Annotated in this window: 24 protein-coding genes and 1 tRNA gene; 9 read left to right on the top strand and 16 right to left on the bottom strand. The window is 62.9% G+C overall.

All coding sequences use genetic code 11. The features are described 5' to 3' along the window. Window positions 1-33: 33 nt before the first annotated feature. Genes ftsY through LK996_RS15640 form a run of 4 tightly spaced genes read left to right on the top strand, consistent with a single transcriptional unit; the run spans window position 34 to window position 3,756 of the window. Entirely contained in the window at window positions 34-1,161 is a 1,128-nt protein-coding gene (ftsY, locus tag LK996_RS15655) for a signal recognition particle-docking protein FtsY (protein ID WP_230528314.1), read from the top strand. Further along, window positions 1,161-2,399, top strand: coding sequence for an AsmA family protein (locus LK996_RS15650; protein WP_230528313.1), 1,239 nt, complete (start codon window positions 1,161-1,163; stop codon window positions 2,397-2,399). Before ftsY ends, LK996_RS15650 begins: the two co-directional genes overlap by 1 nt. Then, the gene (gene mutY / locus LK996_RS15645) at window positions 2,396-3,472 is read left to right on the top strand and encodes an A/G-specific adenine glycosylase (RefSeq protein WP_230528312.1); all 1,077 of its coding nucleotides are present in this window, start codon (window positions 2,396-2,398) and stop codon (window positions 3,470-3,472) included. The genes LK996_RS15650 and mutY overlap by 4 nt, the downstream gene beginning before the upstream one ends. A gap of 11 nt (window positions 3,473-3,483) precedes the next feature. Further along, window positions 3,484-3,756 (top strand): oxidative damage protection protein, encoded by a 273-nt coding sequence (locus tag LK996_RS15640; RefSeq protein WP_230528311.1) that lies wholly within the window; start codon window positions 3,484-3,486, stop codon window positions 3,754-3,756. Window positions 3,757-3,760: 4 nt separating this feature from the next. Here LK996_RS15640 and LK996_RS15635 read toward each other — a convergent pair whose 3' ends face one another. Then, window positions 3,761-4,186, bottom strand: coding sequence for a DUF6491 family protein (locus LK996_RS15635; protein WP_230528310.1), 426 nt, complete (start codon window positions 4,184-4,186; stop codon window positions 3,761-3,763). A gap of 148 nt (window positions 4,187-4,334) precedes the next feature. On the opposite strand from LK996_RS15635, the gene LK996_RS15630 reads away from it, so the two are divergent. From LK996_RS15630 to LK996_RS15620, 3 genes are all read left to right on the top strand, one after another. Then, a tRNA-Phe gene (locus tag LK996_RS15630) sits at window positions 4,335-4,410 on the top strand. A gap of 204 nt (window positions 4,411-4,614) precedes the next feature. Beyond that, complete coding sequence (locus LK996_RS15625; RefSeq protein WP_230528309.1) at window positions 4,615-4,809, top strand: hypothetical protein; 195 nt, start codon at window positions 4,615-4,617, stop codon at window positions 4,807-4,809. A 12-nt stretch (window positions 4,810-4,821) separates the two neighbouring features. Next, entirely contained in the window at window positions 4,822-5,265 is a 444-nt protein-coding gene (locus LK996_RS15620) for a type II toxin-antitoxin system YafO family toxin (protein ID WP_230528308.1), read from the top strand. Between the two features lie 61 nt (window positions 5,266-5,326). Here LK996_RS15620 and LK996_RS15615 read toward each other — a convergent pair whose 3' ends face one another. Beyond that, a complete protein-coding gene (locus tag LK996_RS15615; RefSeq protein ID WP_230528307.1) occupies window positions 5,327-5,878 on the bottom strand; it encodes a hypothetical protein in 552 nt (183 codons plus the stop codon). Window positions 5,879-6,590: 712 nt separating this feature from the next. Here LK996_RS15615 and LK996_RS15610 point away from each other — a divergent pair. After that, on the top strand, window positions 6,591-7,217 hold the full coding sequence (locus LK996_RS15610) for a hypothetical protein (RefSeq protein WP_230528306.1): 627 nt from the start codon (window positions 6,591-6,593) through the stop codon (window positions 7,215-7,217). A 106-nt stretch (window positions 7,218-7,323) separates the two neighbouring features. Here LK996_RS15610 and LK996_RS15605 read toward each other — a convergent pair whose 3' ends face one another. Next, window positions 7,324-7,593, bottom strand: coding sequence for a hypothetical protein (locus LK996_RS15605; RefSeq protein WP_230528305.1), 270 nt, complete (start codon window positions 7,591-7,593; stop codon window positions 7,324-7,326). A 25-nt stretch (window positions 7,594-7,618) separates the two neighbouring features. On the opposite strand from LK996_RS15605, the gene LK996_RS15600 reads away from it, so the two are divergent. After that, window positions 7,619-7,945: a hypothetical protein gene (locus LK996_RS15600; RefSeq protein ID WP_230528304.1), complete on the top strand. Its 327-nt coding sequence runs from the start codon at window positions 7,619-7,621 to the stop codon at window positions 7,943-7,945. A 2,632-nt stretch (window positions 7,946-10,577) separates the two neighbouring features. Here LK996_RS15600 and LK996_RS15595 read toward each other — a convergent pair. From LK996_RS15595 to LK996_RS15535, 13 genes are all read right to left on the bottom strand, one after another. Then, entirely contained in the window at window positions 10,578-11,438 is an 861-nt protein-coding gene (locus LK996_RS15595; protein ID WP_230528303.1) for a hypothetical protein, read from the bottom strand. A gap of 114 nt (window positions 11,439-11,552) precedes the next feature. Further along, window positions 11,553-12,020, bottom strand: a complete 468-nt coding sequence (locus LK996_RS15590; RefSeq protein ID WP_230528302.1) for a hypothetical protein — start codon at window positions 12,018-12,020, stop codon at window positions 11,553-11,555. Continuing rightward, a complete protein-coding gene (locus LK996_RS15585) occupies window positions 12,017-12,400 on the bottom strand; it encodes a hypothetical protein (RefSeq protein WP_230528301.1) in 384 nt (127 codons plus the stop codon). Before LK996_RS15585 ends, LK996_RS15590 begins: the two co-directional genes overlap by 4 nt. After that, the gene (locus tag LK996_RS15580; RefSeq protein ID WP_230528300.1) at window positions 12,393-12,584 is read right to left on the bottom strand and encodes a hypothetical protein; all 192 of its coding nucleotides are present in this window, start codon (window positions 12,582-12,584) and stop codon (window positions 12,393-12,395) included. The genes LK996_RS15585 and LK996_RS15580 overlap by 8 nt, the downstream gene beginning before the upstream one ends. Before the next feature lie 51 nt (window positions 12,585-12,635). Next, window positions 12,636-12,899 (bottom strand): MerR family transcriptional regulator, encoded by a 264-nt coding sequence (locus LK996_RS15575; RefSeq protein WP_230528299.1) that lies wholly within the window; start codon window positions 12,897-12,899, stop codon window positions 12,636-12,638. Beyond that, a complete protein-coding gene (locus LK996_RS15570; RefSeq protein WP_230528298.1) occupies window positions 12,896-13,375 on the bottom strand; it encodes a hypothetical protein in 480 nt (159 codons plus the stop codon). Before LK996_RS15570 ends, LK996_RS15575 begins: the two co-directional genes overlap by 4 nt. A gap of 290 nt (window positions 13,376-13,665) precedes the next feature. Continuing rightward, a complete protein-coding gene (locus LK996_RS15565) occupies window positions 13,666-14,250 on the bottom strand; it encodes a helix-turn-helix domain-containing protein (protein WP_230528297.1) in 585 nt (194 codons plus the stop codon). Beyond that, complete coding sequence (locus LK996_RS15560) at window positions 14,237-14,473, bottom strand: hypothetical protein (RefSeq protein ID WP_230528296.1); 237 nt, start codon at window positions 14,471-14,473, stop codon at window positions 14,237-14,239. Before LK996_RS15560 ends, LK996_RS15565 begins: the two co-directional genes overlap by 14 nt. Further along, window positions 14,470-14,676 carry a helix-turn-helix domain-containing protein gene (locus LK996_RS15555; RefSeq protein ID WP_230528295.1) on the bottom strand — a complete coding sequence of 69 codons (207 nt, stop codon included), beginning with the start codon at window positions 14,674-14,676 and terminating at the stop codon, window positions 14,470-14,472. Before LK996_RS15555 ends, LK996_RS15560 begins: the two co-directional genes overlap by 4 nt. A 66-nt stretch (window positions 14,677-14,742) precedes the next feature. Beyond that, window positions 14,743-15,300 (bottom strand): hypothetical protein, encoded by a 558-nt coding sequence (locus LK996_RS15550; RefSeq protein WP_230528294.1) that lies wholly within the window; start codon window positions 15,298-15,300, stop codon window positions 14,743-14,745. 86 nt (window positions 15,301-15,386) lie between these two features. Beyond that, on the bottom strand, window positions 15,387-15,686 hold the full coding sequence (locus tag LK996_RS15545) for a hypothetical protein (protein ID WP_230528293.1): 300 nt from the start codon (window positions 15,684-15,686) through the stop codon (window positions 15,387-15,389). A 19-nt stretch (window positions 15,687-15,705) separates the two neighbouring features. Beyond that, window positions 15,706-15,957: a hypothetical protein gene (locus LK996_RS15540; protein ID WP_230528292.1), complete on the bottom strand. Its 252-nt coding sequence runs from the start codon at window positions 15,955-15,957 to the stop codon at window positions 15,706-15,708. A 66-nt stretch (window positions 15,958-16,023) separates the two neighbouring features. Further along, window positions 16,024-17,364 carry a tyrosine-type recombinase/integrase gene (locus LK996_RS15535; RefSeq protein WP_230528291.1) on the bottom strand — a complete coding sequence of 447 codons (1,341 nt, stop codon included), beginning with the start codon at window positions 17,362-17,364 and terminating at the stop codon, window positions 16,024-16,026. Between the last annotated feature and the right edge of the window lie 1,353 nt (window positions 17,365-18,717).

Genomic DNA, 18,717 nt, shown 5'->3' with positions numbered 1-18,717 from the left:
CGCCATTCTCCACGATCGACACGCCGCGGCCGCATGCGCTGGTTCCGACGCAAGAAATCCGACGCCGCCGACGCCGTCGAAAAACAGGGGTCAGAGCCCTTTTCCGCGGAAAAGGACTCTGACCCCGCGCTCGCTGCCGACCCCGCGTTCGCTGGTTACGTTGCTGCGGAAACGCACGCCGACCCCGAGTTCGCGCACCCTTCGCCCGTCGAACCCGCCCCCACTACCCCGCCCGCCCCCGCCGGCAAGCCCGGATGGCGCGAACGCCTGCGCGGCAGCTCATTCGCGAAGAGCCTCGGCGGCCTGTTCTCGCGCAATCCGAAACTCGACGACGACCTGCTCGACGAGATCGAAACCGCGCTGCTCACCGCCGACGTCGGCGTCGCGGCGACCACGCAATTGCTCGAAGGCCTGCGCCAGCGCATGAAGCGCCGCGAGTTCGCCGATGCGAAGGACCTGTTGCGCGCGTTGCGCAGCGAATTGATCGCGATGCTCGCGCCGGTCGCGCAGCCGCTGGTCATCGATACGAATGCCAAACCCTTCGTGCTGCTCACCGTCGGCGTCAACGGCGTCGGCAAGACGACGACCATCGGCAAGCTCGCGCGTCGCTACAAGGACGAAGGCCGATCGCTGATGCTCGCCGCCGGCGATACGTTCCGCGCCGCCGCGGTCGCGCAGTTGCAGGCGTGGGGCGATCGCAACAACGTGCCCGTCGTCGCGCAGGGCCAGAACGCGGACGCAGCGTCGGTTGCGTTCGACGCATTGCAGGCCGCGAAGGCGCGCGGCGCCGATGTGCTCATCGCCGACACCGCCGGCCGCCTGCACACGCAGCAGGGCCTGATGGCGGAACTCGGCAAGATCCGCCGCGTGATCGGCAAGGTCGACGAAACCGCGCCGCACGAAGTGTTGATGGTCATCGACGGCACCACCGGCCAGAACGCGCTGTCGCAGCTGCGCCAGTTCAACGCGGCGGTCAACGTCACGGGCCTCGTGGTCACCAAGCTCGACGGCACGGCGAAGGGCGGCGTGGTGTTCGCGCTCGCACGCGAGTTCGGGATCCCAATTCGCTTCGCCGGCATCGGCGAACGTCCGGAGGATCTGCGCGTGTTCGACGCGGAAGCCTTCGTCGACGCGTTGCTCCCGGAATCGCTCGGCGCCTGATGACGCGCGCACGCCGCTGGCTCGTTGCGTCGGCGGTGCTGGCGCTGCTGCTCGCGCTGCTCGCGTACTGGGCTTCGCGCCCGCAGTACGTGTCGAAGCTGGTGCTGTCGCAGATCGGCGATGCGCTCGGACTGGAAATCACCGCGAGCGACAAGTCGCAGTACTCGCTCGAAGGCGGCCCGCGCCTCGTGTTGCACGATGTCGTCGCGCGCGCGCCCGGTGCGCCGCGTCCGTTGTTGCGCGCCGGTCGCGTCGATGTCGCGGTGCCGTGGACGACCGTGCGTTCGGGCGGCAAGCAACTCGACTTCAAGCGCGTCGAACTCGATGCGCCCGTGCTCGACCTGCCGATGCTGCAGGCGTGGCTCGCGTCGCGCCCGGCAAGCGAACAGACCACGCCGACCTTGTCCGACGGCCTGCAGGTGCGCGATGGCCGCGTGCTCGGCGATGGGTGGTCGCTCGACGCACTCCGGTTCGACGTACCGCGCGTCCTGCCCGACAAGTCCATCGATGCGCGCGTCGCCGGACGCTATGTCGCCGCGGGCACGCGTGTGCCGTTCGATCTGTCGCTCACGATGGTCAAGCCCGCGAACGATGCGGGCGTCGGCGTGCATGGCACCGCGACGCTCGAACAAGACGATCTGCGCATTCCGGCGACGATCCGCGCTTCCGGTCCGCTCCACGTCGGCGAAGAAATCCGCATCGCACCGCTGCGCATGTCGGTCGCCGCGCGCTACGTGCAAGGCGATACGGACCTGCCGTTCGCGTTCGCGCTCAATGGTCCGTTGCGCATCGCCGACGGCGCGGTCGCGTTGTCGCCTGCGGGCATCGCGGTGCGCGGCAAGGGCGTCGTGCCGCAACTCGATGCGCGCGCAGCGTTCGCGTACAAGAACCAGGCCGCGTTGCACATCGACGGCGTGCTCGCGACGTGGCCCGAAGCGTGGCCCGCGTTGCCGCCGCCGATCGGCGCGTCGGCGTCGCCGCTGCCGGTCGTGCTCGATTACGCGGGACCGTTCGACTTCTCGTCGATCGCGCGCCTGCAGTTGACGCGCGACGACACGCGCTTCGACGGTCGCTTCAAACTCCCCGACGTCCTCGCGTGGATCGATGCGACCGATGCATCGCCGCTGCCGCCGCTGAGCGGCCGCATCACCACGCCGACGCTCGACATCGCCGGCGCGATCCTCGAAGGCGTCGACGTGCGCCTTCACGAACCCGCGCTCGACACCGCCGCACCATGATCGACGCCGAGTCTTTCGCGGGCCGACTGCTCGCCTGGTTCGACGTCTCCGGTCGACACGACCTGCCGTGGCAGCATCCGCGCACGCCGTATCGCGTGTGGCTGTCGGAAGTGATGCTGCAGCAGACGCAGGTGCGCGTCGTGATCCCGTACTTCGAACGCTTCGTCGAAGCGATGCCGAGTGTGCGCGCGCTCGCGCAAGCGCCGCTCGACGACGTGCTCGCGCTGTGGGCCGGCCTCGGCTACTACGCGCGTGCTCGCAACCTGCACGCCGCCGCGCGTGCGTGCGTCGAACGCCACGACGGCGACTTGCCGCGCGACCTCGATGCGTTGATGGCCCTGCCCGGCATCGGCCGCAGCACCGCGGGCGCGATCCTTTCGCAAGCGTGGGGCGATCGTTTTCCGATCCTCGACGGCAACGTCAAGCGCGTGCTCGCGCGCCTGCATGGCGTCGAAGGCTGGCCCGGCCTGCCCGCGATCGAAAAGCGCATGTGGTCGATCGCGGAATCGCAGTTGCCCGACGCGCGCATGGCCGATTACACGCAGGCGCAGATGGATTTCGGCGCGACGCTGTGCACGCGCGCGGACCCCGCGTGCGTGTTGTGCCCGATGCAATCGCGATGCGTCGCCTTGCGGGCGGGTCGCGTCGATGAACTTCCGACACCCAAACCCGGCAAGCCCCTCCCCGAACGCAGCGCGTTGATGTTGTGGATCGAAGACATCGAAGGCCGCGTGTTGCTGCAGCGACGACCCGCGACGGGCATCTGGGGTTCGCTGTGGTCGTTCCCCGAGCACGCCGACCACGACGCCGCGCGCGCATGGTTCGCCGAACACATCGCCGCCGACTACGACCACGCCGAAACGCTGGCGCCCGTCGCACACGGCTTCACCCACTATCGCCTGCAGATCCAGCCGCTGCGCTGGCGCGACACCCGTCCGCCCGCGACGAGCCTGCTTTCGACGAGCCTGCAGTCGACGAGCGATAATGGCGACCTGCGCTGGATCCCGCGCGACGCACTCGCCGCACTCGGCCTGCCCGCGCCGATCCGCAAGTTGTTGGACGCCCCGCTCTAGAGAAGGCCGCCATGCCCCGCACCGTGTTCTGCATCGTCGACCAGGTGGAAACCGCCGGCCTGGATTTCATCCCGTGGCCCGGCCCCGTCGGCAAGCGCGTGTTCGAACACGTCGGCAAGCCCGCGTGGCAGCGCTGGCTCGCGCACCAGACGATGCTCATCAACGAAAACCGCCTCTCGCCGCTCGACCCGAAGCATCGCGCGATGCTCGAGGCCGAAATGGAGAAGTACCTGTTCGGCGGCGGCGCCGACAAGCCCGCGGGTTACGTCGCGCCCGACGCCTGATCCGTCAGCGCGTTTCCATCGCCGCGCGCGCCGCGCGCACGCCATCGACGTTGATCGCGCGGATCTCTTCGATGCGGCAGCTGATGGGCGAGCCGCGGAAGGACACGCGATCGAACTTCGGCTGGATGAAGCCGCCGATCTGGCTGGTGAAGAACATCGTGGCCGCGCCCTGGTCCCAATCCAGGCACGGGCCGCTCAGCCGGAACAGGTACTGCTCGCTCGGCCGCATCGTCACCACGATGTGGTCGCTGTCGACCTCCTCCCAACCTTGCGGCGAGAAGTAGGTGATCTGCCTCAGGGGCTCGCTGGCGTTGGACTGGTAGAGGGAAAGGCGCTCGGCGCGCGTCATGTTGGAAGCGCAACCCGCGAGACCGCCACCGGTGAGAACCAGAGCCGCGGCCACGGCCGCGAAGAACGACGTGCGCAACATGAGCAATCTCCGGTGCAGGCGCCCTCGCCGAGGGCTTCGCGCCCATCTTGCGCCCGCGCGGGCGAAGCGGCGGCACGCACCCGCACGCCATTCAGCGATCATCCGGCTTGCCCTGCCCCGGCCGCGCCGGTAACATGCGCGGCTCGCTGGCCGGGTAGCTCAGTTGGTAGAGCAGGGGATTGAAAATCCCCGTGTCGGGGGTTCGATTCCCTCCCCGGCCACCAGCATCAAACAAAGGCCCTGCAACGGATTCAGCCGATGTAGGGCCTTTGTCACTTAGGGGCTTCACTTCCGCTTGTCCGGCCGTTGTCCGGCGATTTGTGTGGCGCCAATTCGCGCTGGGTGCTCTTGAACTGGCCGAACTCGGTTCCGGCCTACGTGGAAGGGGTGTATGCGACCCCGAATTCGGACCTGATAAACTTCATCCCATGACCGTGTCGACTGTCCGAGCCCACCGGGCAACTACCGAGACCGTAGAGACCGTGCGCCGCAAGTTGCGCACAGCAGCGACGTCGGCCGAGCGAGAAAAGGTCATTAAGCGCATCGCGCGCACGATTGCCACCAGTCCGCATTTTTCGACCGACGCGGCGTTCGAAGACTTCGTTGTAAATCGCCGCAAGTAACCGCCTTGCCGCATGGCGGTCTTGGTCACGGAAGCCCTCGCCAAACGATTTCAGGACGCCGGCCTAGATGTCTGGCCGTTCATGGAAGAGTTTGCCGACTGGAAAGACGGCTGGCCCGCCAAGGAATACGACTTCGAGTTGTTCGGTAAGGACGGCATGTACGACCAGCCGCGCGTCGGTGGCGCGCGCGTCTTATGGCATGTCCACCTAGAGCCAACCGAGGATCTAGTTGGTTGGCAAGATTGGATGCGAGCATTCACTTTCCGAAAGCGGAAGACCAGCAACCGTGTCCTGGTCTACGCTCGTCGACACACCGACTATCTCCTGATCACGATTCTGGACGAGCCAGATGCGCACCTCATCGCACAGATGCGCACTCCAAGGCATAAGGCTCTGATGGAGTCATTCGCGGAGATTGCGCGGGCCTGGATTGAAGACGATGAGATCCTTGCCTGACGTCGGCATCGGGCTACATGGTGACTCTTGCCAGCCAACCCGGCTCGGATTGGAAAACGACTCACTCGGGATCGATCTTTGCGATCGAAAGGAAGCACTCCTCCGCAGCCTGGAGTTCCTTGTAAAGCGCCTCCACCGATACCTTGATTTCAGCGACCAGGTCTGCAGCGTGGTAGTGATCTCGACTATCGCCATGACTCTCAGTTGCAAGGCGAACCACTTGGTCAGACTTGGATCTGATCTCAGCGATCCGTCGTAGGATCTTGGTTAACGCAACCAACTCCGAGTGCGCCAGGTAATGGAGTCGATCAATGACGGAGTCGAGCACAGGCGTTTGTAATGAGCCCACTGCAGAAACAAGGCGCTGTCTCTTAACCTCTTCGCTCGCAATATCCTGCGCAAAGGTTTGAAACTCGTTTCCTTCTACGCTCTTCCATGAGTGAGGAAGCACCGACCACATCGCACCTGCTTTCGACGCAAGCGAGTTTAATTCTCCGGCGATGAGCGCAGCGACAACTCGCTTTGACGACCGTGCTTGGTGGGCACCGATTATCCACCCAACGATCGCAACGCCAGTCGCGACAAATACGCTTATTGCTGTCCAATCCAACACGCGCGCCTCCTAGTTCGACTCTGAGCTGCTAAGGGGACGTCGCTACGCATCCCGTCGCAATCATCTCCCCGGTCCCTTCGACGCGCGAGTCCTTCGCAACGACCCAACGCCCGTTGTAGCGGTCGACGAATACTCCATTACTGCACGCACGACTCCGGCCTTCTATGTCAGCCATCGCCGGACCAATGTCGTGCGGCATCACTGAGCACGGGGTGCCGTACTGCATTTGGCAAATGTCTTTTGACGGCGGCGCCATCGCTTCGGCATGCACCGATTGAATCGGCGTAGGGCTCGGACAGAGCTGCATCGAAACAAAGTAGCCCGCGACAAAGCCAACGGCCAGAAGTAGAACTGACGCGACGACGCGCCCCATGGTGACATGCATTCACTCCCCCCCCTTAGAGGCAGGCCCCCACCCTACCACCGCGGAGACTCCACTCAGCACTCCGCCACCTCACGTCAACCTGACAGCAAAACTAGCCGCCCCAAGGTCTCAGCCGGTGCGATTTGCACCGGTTATCCACAGACCTGTCTGCAACGGCCAAGGCGCCAGTAGGCGTACGTTGCCGAAACAACCTCACTCTTGGAGAACTAGAAATGAGCGGCCCTGAATGAGTATGCGTCGTCACTGCGGCCAGCCGGATTCGGCTGGTTCGTTAGTATGTCGGCAGCCAAAAATAGCTAGCCTAGCGGCGCATAGGAGTCCGCGGCGATGAAGTCTTCAATCGTTGTCCTGGATCATCTGGATGGCATCACGTTTGATCGAGCAAGGCCGCCGTTCGCTAATTTTGAAGCGTTCGCGTCAACTGCACACGGCGTGCATTGGCTCGCCAGACTGGTTCGCGAGTGCGAGAAGCAGCATCAGGCGAACAAACCAGAATTGGCGTGGTCGCTTGTAAGCGCGCCGCCATCTCCGATTCTGCCGTCGGCATTTAATTGGTTCGCTGTAACGCTGGTGAACTATATGCGTCTCGTCGCGTTGGTTCAGAAGATGAACGCCGAAGGATGGGGCTCGGATGCATTGGTGGAGAAAAGGAATCGCGACGCAATAAAGAAGCATTGCGGTGACTACGTAGAAGGGGTCATTCCTGAAATCCTGCACTGGCGGCACAAGGTCGCTGCGCATTTCGCGGCGACCGATCCATGGAAAGACGACAACTTGGGGACCATCGAGCAATCGGTGATGGGTGACGTTCAGTACATCAGACCGCACTTCTTCGTCGGGCTCGCGAGATGGGCACGCAAGGGAGAGTTGTCCAGCCTTCGACCTTGGGCGGTGACAAGCACATATAACCGACTGGTCCCTCGGTACTGGCCCGAACTCGCTAGCCAAGAGTAGGCAAGCCATAGATCCACCGGAAGGAGCTATCTGCGCATAATGCGACCGGTCAACGTAACAACCTGTCGATATCGCTCGATTGGTGTTTCGAAGTTCCGGCCGGGCCTTATGCCGACCGGGTGGTGCTGGGATGTTGCAGGCGCTCGCGCTTCCACGCCTCGTACATCGGAATACGCGACTGCTCCCATGGCGGATAGCCCTGCATTTCTTGCCAGAGGCTTTTTAGGATGGGTTCCAGTTGCGCCCATGGCATTGTGGACAGCGCGCCCGAACTCTTGCCCATCGCGGTGGCGTAGTCCCAGTCCTTGCCCGAGAAGTCCATCGCATGGCCGGGGACGTACCAGGGCGGATCAGCGATATCGGCAGGTCCGTCCATGTGCATCCTGAAGGAGGGGCTTGGAATGGATGCTCGCCAATACGGGGTGTACTTCAGGCGAACGGGCATGACTGCGCTAGAGTCACGCTCGACGCTCGGCCTCCAGGGGCAATGCATGATGACCAACAGAGAGTTCGTCGACGTCCACGTGGACGATCTGCGCGACAAGCTCCCGTCGATGCTGCACCAATTCCCGCGCGCGATCGCGTTCCTAAAGGCGTTCAACGAGCGCGCCGAACCCATCGTCGAGGCGGCAACGATGCTCAGCGACGAAGACGGTGCGTACGCAAAGCAGCGGCTTGCCGAGGTGTTGATTGCCTTTGGCCGGGAAACAGGTCTCCGATCGGTTTGAACCGCTGCCGCGAGCAGCGTACGACGCTGTCCCCTCAGTCTGAGAGGGCCTGACTCCCGCGCCTGATCAAACACGTGGTGCAGCGCCATTCCCGCCGGTGCGTACACGAGGTATCCAAGCGAGATGCCGTCCCGCCGCGTGTAGGGCACCATGCCGCCACCGGGCAGGATGTGTGCGTAGTACGCGACGGCGTCGTCAAGTTGCCGCCAGCGCCCGTCTAAGGGGCCTCCAATGAAAAGCGCCCATTGCCCTGATTGCCACCTGCGTCCCCACGCGCTCCCCGTTCTGCTTGCGACACCACGATATTGGAGTCGCTTTTCGCTGAATGAGACTTTCACACGGCCGTGATTTGAAGCCGCGCGAGCCCCGGATTAAGCTCGAACCGAACACACAGACCCGGCGCGGTGCCGCGCGCAGTCGTCGGTCAACAGGGGAGCCGATGAGCAACGACAAGCATCCAAAGTGGTATGACCCCGGCATGGACTACTCGGCCCCGCGTTACGCCCACGCTCGCGCCATGGGCGAAGACGCGGCACGCGCGCTGGAAGCAGGCTGGGATGTATGCGAGCCGATGCTGCAAGGCATCTGGCGGCCCCTACCAGGGGACCTTACCTGGAACGAAGCGCGGGGGGCGATTTACGAAGGGTGGCTCGATGCGAGGAAACGTCGCCCCGCCTAGGATGCCCGCGGCGCGCGCCTGGTTCGGTATATGAACACTGACGGTGATCGCTAGTAGTACGGCGCGGCGGTCCTTCGCATTTGCGTAGGTGCATTGGGCATAAAGTGCTCTCGCTGGTCGACGCGCCTTCGCACGACCAAGTCGGCAAAGGCACACGCGTCAGCGACGTTGCGCTCGAGGTTCCGCCGCAGTTCTCGGCTTTCCGCGAGCGCATTAATAAGTCGCGCACTCAGCTCTTCCCGTGTATCCATGCATCGAGCCTGTGCCCTCACGCATTCGGCGCGGGTTACGCGGGCCTGCCATCACCTGAACACTTCAGTTCGGACGCAAAAAAGCCCCCGGTTTTCCGAGGGCAAAGTGGGTGTGGCCTATCCTTGATTCCGACACGGCGCTCGTACGCGCGCATCGACGACCCTCCCTTGGTCTGGAAGCGAGCATTCGCCAGCGGCCGTGACAGCGGCGGCAAGAACGTCTGATAAATGGGGGCCTGCTCGAACCGCTCGAGCCAGTAGGCTCGCCGCCGAATCAGACTACGCCGAGCCAGTTCGCGGCCCGTGCTCTCCAAACCTGACAGCGAAGGCATCCTTGAACTGCATCGCTATCACCCCGTCGCGTGCTCCAACTGCCCGCAGCACCGGCTTCCGACTCGGAGCGCAAATGCATTGAACGATGACAGCGCGCTCAGTGCGTAACCTGCGGTCACCGGGTGACCTATCTGGAACTTGAAGCCGAGCATCGCGCAAGTCTTGCGGCGGAAAATACGAGTTAGGCAGAATCTCCGCGGGATCTACTGGCTACGGGCTCCACAGGGGCTCGACGAGTCCGCGGTAATGGCGACGCCAGCGCTGCGCGAATCCTCCCCGAAGAACGTTCGCGCCGATCCTCGAAGCCCCGCTTTGGCGGGGTTTCGCTTTGGCGAAAGGTGCTACCCAACCACCCAAGTTCTGCGAATTCGATCGCGCAGTTCCTCCCAGCTCCGACCGGTCTCCAACTGCTGCCACGCGCGTCTAGCGAAGGGTTCGACGCCTTCCCACGGCTGCCCCATCCACACGGCGTGGAGTGACCGGATAAAGGCAGATTCCTCAGCGCTCTGGGTTTCGGCGCAGTCTTGGCCGTCTTCTTCCATAACGCCTCCTTCCTGAGACGGCACCTTACGCCTGGACATCGGGGGCAAGCGTCAAATCCCGTAGGATGAGAAGCTCAGCAACGATGGGCAGGATGACACGTGGCAGCAAACGGCGCAGCATCGCGCTGTGGATCGTCTCCCGCCCGAAGCACGGCTCGCATGTCCCAAGTGCGGAGGCACAATCTTTACCCTGCCAGTGAAAGGCGGGGGCGAGAAGCTGACCGGCATCGTTGAATGCCTGCGATGTGGCGCGCTTTTGGAGCACGCGCAGCTAGTCAGTTCCGCAAAACCAGACGATCGGCCTCTTGACCCAGCCTGACGTTTAAGAGCCCGGTGCGCTATGTTGGCCCGCCATGCACGCGTTCGGACATGAGCGAGATCGACGCCTCGAAATACCTCAAACTGTCCTGCCCACGCTGTGGTGGCGCTGGGTTCCGGATGTACCGGGGCCAAGATCGCGGCCCGTTTTTGGAATGCCTAACCTGCGGCGCGCGCCTCGATGAGCGGGACCTTGTTCCCAAGCCTCAACAACCGCCGAAAACCTAGTTGCGCCACGCTACGTGGCCGGTGCCAGAAGGAGTGCGCGTTGCCACAGGTGCTGGAATGGCTCTCCCCCCGAGGCCATCGACGCACGCCGTGAGGCGACCGAAGCCAGCAGGCAGGTGCCCAGACTGTTTCCCCCCAGTTACACGCCGCACCGCCTTGGAAGACGAAACCCCGCATCGGCGGGGTTTCGTTTAAGTGCAGCGCACAGTGGCTGCGGAGGCATCCGCCGTGGGAGTGTCCGCGATTTGCCAAGGACCGGCCTCTGTACCGAAGTCGCTGTCCTATGGTGCGACTCCGATGATCGCCTCGATAAGTGAATCGTAGGCTGACGTATCGACGTCGTATTGCGCGAGGTTGTCCAGATCCATGACCGCGCCAATGGAACCGTCCCCGCGACCTCCCAGGTAGACGGTGTTGGCGTTGAAATTACCGGTTTGCTCAGTAGTGCCGCCGAAGCCGTTGATTAGTTGGGCCGCGCCATTTTGTCGCGACACGAATTCGCCGGCGCCCACGATGGCGCGGTTGAATCGAAACGTGTGTTGGACCACCGTGTTGAAGCAGTCCACCCACCCTGATCGGTGCGCTCCCGCTGCATTCTGGCAGTACGGATAAAGGCGATTGAGGGCTGCCGAATAGAGAAATGCGGCCTGAGGGTTCGAGCCTGAGGCGTTCAGCGATTGCTCGATGAACACGCGTGTTGCTTGAGCGTCGAATTTCTTGCGCGAGTAGATGGACCAATGCGGCGTGCCGAACGGCATTACGTTTGCAGTGCCCATAAACTGGCTGCCACTGAACTTGATCTTGTTTTGGAACGCGCCGCTGACGACGATGGAAGGCTGTTTGGCAACGGTCGCTTGATCGAAGTGGTATCCGGCACTGGTTTGATCGACCTGGTCGTAGAGCCGAGTGATGTCGACGTAGTCGCTGCCGGAGAACACGGCGAGCACTTGGGCCACATTGATCGAGTCACCCGAGAAACCGATCGTTGCCGTCGCGCCGCTTCCGCGATTGCGTACATCCATGCACTTCGTCGCGGTAGAAATGAGCTTCCGCAGACCGTGCGCGGAACGTGGCAATACACCAAGTTGATCGAGGTAAGGGCCGGCCGCGACGCTTGCGAAGGCGTACGGGTTGATGATCATCGAATTCAACTCTCCAAAGATGGTCGCCGAGTCACGCGCAGACCGCGGAACTGGCGCCTCGGCTGCCGGTGTTGTTCGGGAGTGGCGGACACCGCCGGCTGGTCCGCACGGGTCTCACGCTTCCAGCACTGCGCGAGGATCGGCATCGCCGCGTCGGTTGATTCGTTGGCCGGCTTCTTCTGCCTGGACGATGAGGCGTTCTTCCGCGACTTCGAGCTCGAACAACTCGCGCTCAAGCGTCGCGCGCTTCTGGTCAACAGCGTGGGCGTCCATCGCAACAGCGCCCTCGTACAAGCGATCTAGCTCGTCGCTGAAGCGTTTCCGGACCAGGTCGGGCGCAATCCAGCAAAGCAGGTTGAAGGCCGAGATACTGTCGGTATATCCACTGAGCCCACGGCCTTCCGCAAACGATGCAGCGGATAGACTGCCGCGGGCCGCGTACATTTCAATCGAAGCATCGAGGGATCGCGCTGCTTCCTCGCGCGGTACCTTGACGTAGTCGAGGTCGGCGAGGTCCCGCTTCTTCGCGGCGATCTGCTCGCGCAGGCGGGCCAGTTTCGCGTTTGTCTTGTCAGTGCTCATTCGACACCCCACGCATGCAGTTCGCCCTGTAGGTGGCGGCGAAGGTTCTCGAAAAGGCGCGCGTCTTCGATCATCGACTCGACTTCTTCGGCAGCGGTTTCCGCGATGGCGAGCAGCCCGCGGTAGACAGCGATCGAGCGTTCGTTCTTGCGGACCATGTCTTCCGGGTAGATGGTTCCCGGCGCGTTCTGCCCTCGGCTGGGAAGGCGGGCCTCGTGGCGCAGCTCTTGGTTACGCCTTTCCAGATCGCGAATCGAAGCCAGGATGTCCTGGACGCGCTCGTTGATCGCGCGTCGCTGCGCGAAGTAGCGAATGTGGCGCGAGCGAAGGTGCTCGAGCTTGAGGAGTGAGGATGGGACCTCGATTCGTTCGTCAGTCACGTTTGACCTCGGCGAGCAGTTGATTGGTCAGGTCGATCGGGTAACTATCGGCCAGTGCACGCTGCACCAGTTCGGAGGAGCGAATCGCCTCGACGACGATGTCGATCACTTCGTCGCCGCTTTGACGTGCAGCTGCCTGCAGTGCGTCGGCGATGGGTTTCGGAAACTCGAGGACGATCTTCATGCCGGCGATTCAACACCGGTCCCACAGTGGGGGTCGTGACATCGCGTGACATCATGCCGCCATGTCGTCGGGCCTGGTTTCCATGAAGTCGAGTAGTTCCATCAGGCTGTAGTACACGCGCCCCATTACGCGGTAGTAGTCCGGCCGCAAACCCTTGCTCGCGCGGTTTCGAAGCGTTGCCTCTGAAACGCGCAGCACTCGCGCCGCAGTCAGACGTGTCACGCGGTACTGGGGCGTATCGCCGACCCAGTGACCTTCCGCCCGCAACTGCACGGCGAGGGCCTCAGCCGCGTCGAGGGCTTCAGGGCGGCTCAAGGTCCGCCCCAGTGCTTCGCGACGAAGGCATCGAGTGCGCCGGCCGAATCGGCTTCAAGGGCGTCCCGCAACAGGCCCTGCGGAATCGCGAACTCGAGCTTTTCGCGGGCCAAGTCGTCCAAGGCACTCATGGCGATCAGGCAGAGGTCGAGATGCGCGCGGACGGCCTGGGCACGAGTCAACTTCAGATCGGAGGTGAAGTAGCCGATCGCCCCCAGCATGAAGTCGCCGGCGAACAGCGCCGGGAATAGTTGCTCTGCGGCCCAGCGTTTCAACGGGCGCTCTGTGTCGCCAGATGCAGATGCAACCCGGCCGAGGTGGCGCAGGACGTCAGCCAATCGATAGAACCGCTCCTCGCGGCTCTTGAGGCGCTTCGTGCGAACGGGGCGCAAACCCTCCAGCCGCCTCCCCAAGGTCCGCCGATCGATCTGCAGTTCATCTGCAAGCGCGTTCTCCGACCATTCCTCACGAGCCATCAAACACCTCCGTTGTTGTGGAGCACAACTTTTCGCGTGGTGCATCCAAATGCACTGGGCTTCGAACTCCCCCCAGTCCGGCAGGCTCTCCAGGGTCCCCGGCGATTAGGCCGCATGCCTCAAAGCCGCTCGACGCCGGTTGTCGCTCTTGCGCAGGTCGGAATCCGTCGCACGCTGTCGATGCAGGCGTCGGAGTTCATGGCCACAGGTCTCGCTGCATACACGGCGCTTGCCTCGATGGATCGCCATGCCGCGCCCACAGCACGCGCAGGGGCGCTTCGACTTGCCACTCATGCAGCCTCCCTTAGCCACGGCCAAGTACGCTCCATGAGTCGGGCGTGTTTGGGGTGACTGTCCCTGTAGGTTCGGTATTCCGTCAGGATGCTTTCACGCTCTTGGTGACGCTTTGCTTCTTGCTCTTCCGGAGTCAGGACAGGCGGTGTTCTTTTAACGGGTTGCTTTTGAGCGAGTTGCTTTATAGGGGTGCCAGATTCGGCACCTTGTTCGTGCTGTCCCTTGGCACCTTTCGCGTCGTCAGTTGGCACCTGATTCGCGTCAATGGGTGCCAAAACTGGCACACGTCCCGGGGATTCCAGATTGAGCACGTAGACGTTTGATCGGCCGTTCTTCTCGATCTCGACATAGCAGGTGTTCTGCAGCGTCGCGATCGACCGGAGGACGGTTCGCCTCCCCTGCTTCGTCATGCGCATGAGGCGCTCCAGGCTGGGCCAGGCGGCGAAGTCCTCCCTGTGGTTGGCGTGTTGCTCGATTGCGCTGAGAACGCGCAGATCGGCTCGCGAGAGGCGCTTGTCACCAATGGCCGTGCGCAGTAGTTCATGGCGGGCGACGATGCGTGTCCGATCATTCGCTGCCATCCCCGCACTCCCCGCGAATGAGTGAGGCGCGAAGCATGGACACGATCTGCCTTGCGCCCTCGAGCTGCACGAGCATCAGGTCGCAACGGTCGGGAGTGGCGTCCCTCGCGAGCTCCGAAAGCTGTGCGGCTGTCCGATCGCCGTCCGGGAGGTAACGGGTGATCTCGTCGGTGCTCGGGTCATGTGCGGCCGCTGCGCGCGCCGCCAGCGTGTCGGGCGTCATTGCACACGTACCGTGCGCTGGGCCTTCAGATAGGCTTCGACGTCTTCCGCGAGATAGAAGATGCGTCCGCCCTCCACGCTTCTGCCCCAAGCTGGGCCGATTCGAAGGCGGCGCCAGCGCGCGAGCGTCTTGAGCGAGCAGTTCAATTCTCGCGCCAATTCGGCGGGCGTTAGTTTGGGGACTAGTTGCTGTTGCTGGTGCATGGCTTGGCACCCGTTGGTAGGTGCCGAGCATGTTCTGGCCTGATCCGTCCCGACTAAAGCCGGGTATTACTCGGGAAGCCGCGGATCCACTTTCATTTGTTGGTAGATGTTCAAGATGGTCTTCGCATCGAGGCCTGGAAATATTCCGCTGCGCTCAAGTTCGGCTGCTGCGTCGGACTCTGTCAGTCTGAAGTCAGGTTCGCTAAATATCCCTTGCCTGATTGGTGCGTACGCCTCGATTGGATCGCCCACGAGAAAACGCATCTCGAAATCGATCTCAAAATCGCGGTCAATGTAAACCCATCGCTGGTTGCCACGTGTGCGCTTGCGCAGCATCGCCTTCTCTACATCTCGGCCCCTGAGCACCCGCAGGAGCATGCGCGCGAGAATTCTTCGAGCTACGGGTGTTAACTCTTTTCGTTCGCCGAGCCCTAGGAGCTGACCGATCAGCTGGCGATACAGGAAGTTTGACGCCCAAAGATTGCCTGCCTGAGCGTGGCGCGCGTAGCTCAACAGGTTCTCGTCATCCGTTGGCGCCATGTCCATGCGCCGCTCCTCACGCACCGGCATTTGCTCGCGATTCGTAAGCCAATCCTGTATCTCGCGCCGAAGCGCTTCGGTCATCAAGCTTTTCTGCTCCGGCAGTTGCGCGGCGCGTCGACCAGGGCGCGACCGCTGACCGCGCCCGTTCCCTTTCCCTGCGTTGGCCGTCATGTCGGTTGACGAATCGACGCTTGGATATCAGCCATTGCCACGCGCGGAGTCTCCGCACGACAAGATTCACGAATCGCGTCGACGACCTGGAGCAGGAAGTAGTGCACGGCGAACTCCTCACGCGCAGGTTCAGCGTCCGCAAGTTCCCATGCGCGATCTGAGAGAAACGAGAGCAAGTGGCTTGCGAATCGCTCCGCGTCCTCGGTTGGGATCCCCGCGTTGATGCTGAAAAGTTCTCCGCCTTGAACGTGCCGCACGTTGAACGCAAGGTCGCGGGTGAGCATTGGAATGGCCATTCGAATCTCCTAGAAGAGGTTAGACCGCTTGGCCCGCGGCATGCCGCAGGGCTTCGGACGCTTCCATTGCAAATTCGCACAGCCAAGCCAACTGCCCGTCCATGCCTCCCACGATCGAGTCGTGCAGGAACCGACGCACACATTCTTCAAGGCACTGGGCCATTGAAACGGCCGTATCGACGTTGACACCGGCTTGAATGCAGAACAGGTCCATCCCCTCAGCGGGGATGGCCGAGAAGGTATGAGCAAAAGTTACACTTTCGGATGCCATGATCGTTCTCCAGTGGAACGGTTGTGGAAGTCGGCCGGGACGTGTCGCCCACGCCCGGCCGGCGCTTTATCCGGATCGTTTCCGGAATTGGGTGACGTTGCTAGCCTTGCCCTTCGGCTCGAGCATTGATCGGAGCCTGCGAAGCGCTAGGCGCTTCTCGTCGTCGTAGTGGTGAGCGTTGTAGTTGCGCGCCTGAACCCCGCCGAGACCGTGTGAGAGGAGACGCGCGAGGACTTCGTCGGGCACGCCCTTCGCGGCAAGACGCGTCTCGACGGTCTTACGGATCACGCCTGGCGAAAACGGTCGATCGATCTCCTTCGCCGCAAGCATCGCGTCTGCAACCGCGCGCATGGCCGCTCGGACCGTCGTGTAGACGGCACCGTCCTTGCCCGCGGAGATCGTGAAGAGATGGTCGCCTGCGTCGCCGCGCATCGCATCGAGCGCCTTCTGAGCGTCTGGGATTAGGGGTACGACGTGCGCATATGCGTGCGATCGCCGGCCCTTCGTGTCGTGCAGCGTGACTGTCTTCTGATCGGCGTCGTAATCGGACGCGGCGAGGCGTGACAGCTGGTCTACACGTTGACCACCGGTCAGCAAGTGGAACCGCAGGGCAGCCCCGGTGCTCGATGTGTCCGCATGGATGCGACGCCAGTACGCGGCAAGCTGAGCCTCGGTCAGCGCCCACTTCCGCTCTGCCGCCGCCTGGTGCGCGCGTGCCGCGGCTTCCTTGGGGCGGGTGACGTCCAGATCCTGCAGCGGATTCACGGCGATCCTGAAGCCGCTGAAGGCGAACATGCCGGCGTCGTTTCTCGCCTTCCTGGCAGCCGTGTACGCGGCACGCAGGTACGCCCGCAGCTTCTCCGCCTCGCGCAGCTTCCCGGCCTTGGTGAGGTCGTGGAAGAGCGGCATGACGTCGTCGACGGTGATGGCATCGGCCGCCGCCGCCGCGAGCCGTGGCCGCCCCTTGATCACGTGTCGGTTCACCGCGGCGTTGACCTCCTTCCAGCTTGGCTTGCCCGCGGCCTTCAGGTGGTCGGCGTACGCCTGCAGGAGTCCGCCCAACGTCGCTGAGCGCCTCGCAGCGGCATCCTCCGCACGTTGGCGCTCCTGCTTCGCATCGAGCCATGGATCGCCGCCCATTTCGACTTGGGCGCGCTTCTGCTTCGCTTCCTTGCGTGCGGCCGAGAGCGACAAGCTCGGGGCCGGTCCGTACTTCCCCAGCACCATGCGGCGTTCGCGACCGGTCTGCTTCGCGACGTAGACCAGAAGGAAGGTCTTGGTCCCGGAGCGAGTCGTCTGGATCGCGAATCCCGGAATGTCGCCCGTCGCGTCGTAGTCGATGCGGTGCACACCCGCGGGGGGTGGCAGCGCGTCGATCGCGTTCGTCGTGAAGTGGACCTTCGCCATATCCCCATTCCGAAATTGTCCGGCCGTTGTCCGGCAGATCATGTATCGGCTTTGAGTCCCTGTGTACCCCTGTGTCCCCGTGCGGTCAAGAGAAAATAAGGCTTTTTCCGGCGAACGGCGCCGGACACGGCTCTATGGCGCGACCAGGCTCAGGACGCTTTCAGGGATTGAAAATCCCCGTGTCGGGGGTTCGATTCCCTCCCCGGCCACCACCTAATGCAGCAGAATCAAGCACATTTTAAGATTCTTGCTTAGGTGTATGTGGCAACGGTTCGGAGCAATTCCGCCGGTTTTTCCGACATGATTACACCGAAATTACACCGGTTCGAAGGCCCGCCGAGCGCGGGCCGTTTCGTGTCTACAAGATGCTTGTAAATCCTGGACGTATGGTCGGCCGCGTAGACCGGCCCAGTCCAAGCTGCGGCACCAAACGGTGATTGCGCCGCGGGTATCGGCGGAAGGCTCTTCGTAGGCGGTGGCGCAGTCGTCACAAGCGCGATGCCCTATTCGTGAGAGTGTGCACTGGCATCGCGGCCCGCGTTTGGCGCCGCTGACCTTGGGCCTCCGTTCAGCTCCTAGATTGGAGCGCCCCTGGCGACCTTCGAAATGCAATGAGATGCGCCGTAGAGACCGCGCACCGACTTGGGTCACAGCTCTGCCGTGTTGGACTTCGGCGCATTGGCGCGGGAATCCAAAGGCAGGCCAACGCGGTCAAAGTGACTGTTGGCGGCAAATGAGCGTCACGCAACGCCCATGCTCCAGCGCGCAATCTCCGGCGATGACGATATGCATAAAAGACGTCAACCGGCAGAGACTCGCCAAAGCGATTTTCGAAGGCTGCTTGCTGCGGGCGAAACTGAGACTGATTGCGGTGGAAGGCCACCAAGCGATTGCCGAAAGCGAGGTATTGCGAGCTGGATGCTTTAGCTGCTCCTTCCATCGACTAGGTCACGCGCAGCGAAGCGGCAGTTATGAGAGAGTGTCACCGCATCGCGTGCGCGCCATTGGCGCCGCTGACCTGGAGCCTCCGTGCAGCTCGAGCGCCGAGGCCAACATGAACACTTCAACCGCCCCTTGGTTACGGGAGGCGGAAGTTCGTGCGTTCGCGCGAGCGCTCCGCATCGTCTTTAAATCCGACTCATGGGAATACGTGTGCGAGCATGCCGCTGAGGCGTGGTCGACGGGTAGCGCAGTCCCGTGGGGCGAGGTCGCCGCGGAAGTTCAAGTTGAGTGGACGAAAGCTGCCCCCCCGTGACACGTTGCAGTCCTCCTACGTGTTTCCCCGCCCTTTGCGTCTAAGCCCTACGCCCCCAGGAAGATCAAGCTCCCATGACGAAAGCTACCAACAGCACC

Origin of the sequence: Noviluteimonas lactosilytica (assembly GCF_020866925.1) — a bacterium.
Taxonomy (GTDB): Bacteria; Pseudomonadota; Gammaproteobacteria; order Xanthomonadales; family Xanthomonadaceae; genus Noviluteimonas; species Noviluteimonas lactosilytica.
Note: the sequence above shows the minus strand (reverse complement) of the source record. Positions and strands in the feature narration are given on the sequence as shown.

Coding starts and splice junctions, on each gene's coding strand:
- ftsY (WP_230528314.1), top strand. CDS start 34: ATGCGCTGGTTCCGACGCAAGAAATCCGACGCCGCCGACGCCGTCGAA.
- LK996_RS15650 (WP_230528313.1), top strand. CDS start 1,161: ATGACGCGCGCACGCCGCTGGCTCGTTGCGTCGGCGGTGCTGGCGCTG.
- mutY (WP_230528312.1), top strand. CDS start 2,396: ATGATCGACGCCGAGTCTTTCGCGGGCCGACTGCTCGCCTGGTTCGAC.
- LK996_RS15640 (WP_230528311.1), top strand. CDS start 3,484: ATGCCCCGCACCGTGTTCTGCATCGTCGACCAGGTGGAAACCGCCGGC.
- LK996_RS15635 (WP_230528310.1), bottom strand. CDS start 4,186: ATGTTGCGCACGTCGTTCTTCGCGGCCGTGGCCGCGGCTCTGGTTCTC.
- LK996_RS15625 (WP_230528309.1), top strand. CDS start 4,615: ATGACCGTGTCGACTGTCCGAGCCCACCGGGCAACTACCGAGACCGTA.
- LK996_RS15620 (WP_230528308.1), top strand. CDS start 4,822: ATGGCGGTCTTGGTCACGGAAGCCCTCGCCAAACGATTTCAGGACGCC.
- LK996_RS15610 (WP_230528306.1), top strand. CDS start 6,591: ATGAAGTCTTCAATCGTTGTCCTGGATCATCTGGATGGCATCACGTTT.
- LK996_RS15605 (WP_230528305.1), bottom strand. CDS start 7,593: ATGGACGGACCTGCCGATATCGCTGATCCGCCCTGGTACGTCCCCGGC.
- LK996_RS15600 (WP_230528304.1), top strand. CDS start 7,619: ATGGATGCTCGCCAATACGGGGTGTACTTCAGGCGAACGGGCATGACT.
- LK996_RS15595 (WP_230528303.1), bottom strand. CDS start 11,438: ATGATCATCAACCCGTACGCCTTCGCAAGCGTCGCGGCCGGCCCTTAC.
- LK996_RS15590 (WP_230528302.1), bottom strand. CDS start 12,020: ATGAGCACTGACAAGACAAACGCGAAACTGGCCCGCCTGCGCGAGCAG.
- LK996_RS15580 (WP_230528300.1), bottom strand. CDS start 12,584: ATGAAGATCGTCCTCGAGTTTCCGAAACCCATCGCCGACGCACTGCAG.
- LK996_RS15570 (WP_230528298.1), bottom strand. CDS start 13,375: ATGGCTCGTGAGGAATGGTCGGAGAACGCGCTTGCAGATGAACTGCAG.
- LK996_RS15565 (WP_230528297.1), bottom strand. CDS start 14,250: ATGGCAGCGAATGATCGGACACGCATCGTCGCCCGCCATGAACTACTG.
- LK996_RS15560 (WP_230528296.1), bottom strand. CDS start 14,473: ATGACGCCCGACACGCTGGCGGCGCGCGCAGCGGCCGCACATGACCCG.
- LK996_RS15555 (WP_230528295.1), bottom strand. CDS start 14,676: ATGCACCAGCAACAGCAACTAGTCCCCAAACTAACGCCCGCCGAATTG.
- LK996_RS15550 (WP_230528294.1), bottom strand. CDS start 15,300: ATGACCGAAGCGCTTCGGCGCGAGATACAGGATTGGCTTACGAATCGC.
- LK996_RS15545 (WP_230528293.1), bottom strand. CDS start 15,686: ATGGCCATTCCAATGCTCACCCGCGACCTTGCGTTCAACGTGCGGCAC.
- LK996_RS15540 (WP_230528292.1), bottom strand. CDS start 15,957: ATGGCATCCGAAAGTGTAACTTTTGCTCATACCTTCTCGGCCATCCCC.
- LK996_RS15535 (WP_230528291.1), bottom strand. CDS start 17,364: ATGGCGAAGGTCCACTTCACGACGAACGCGATCGACGCGCTGCCACCC.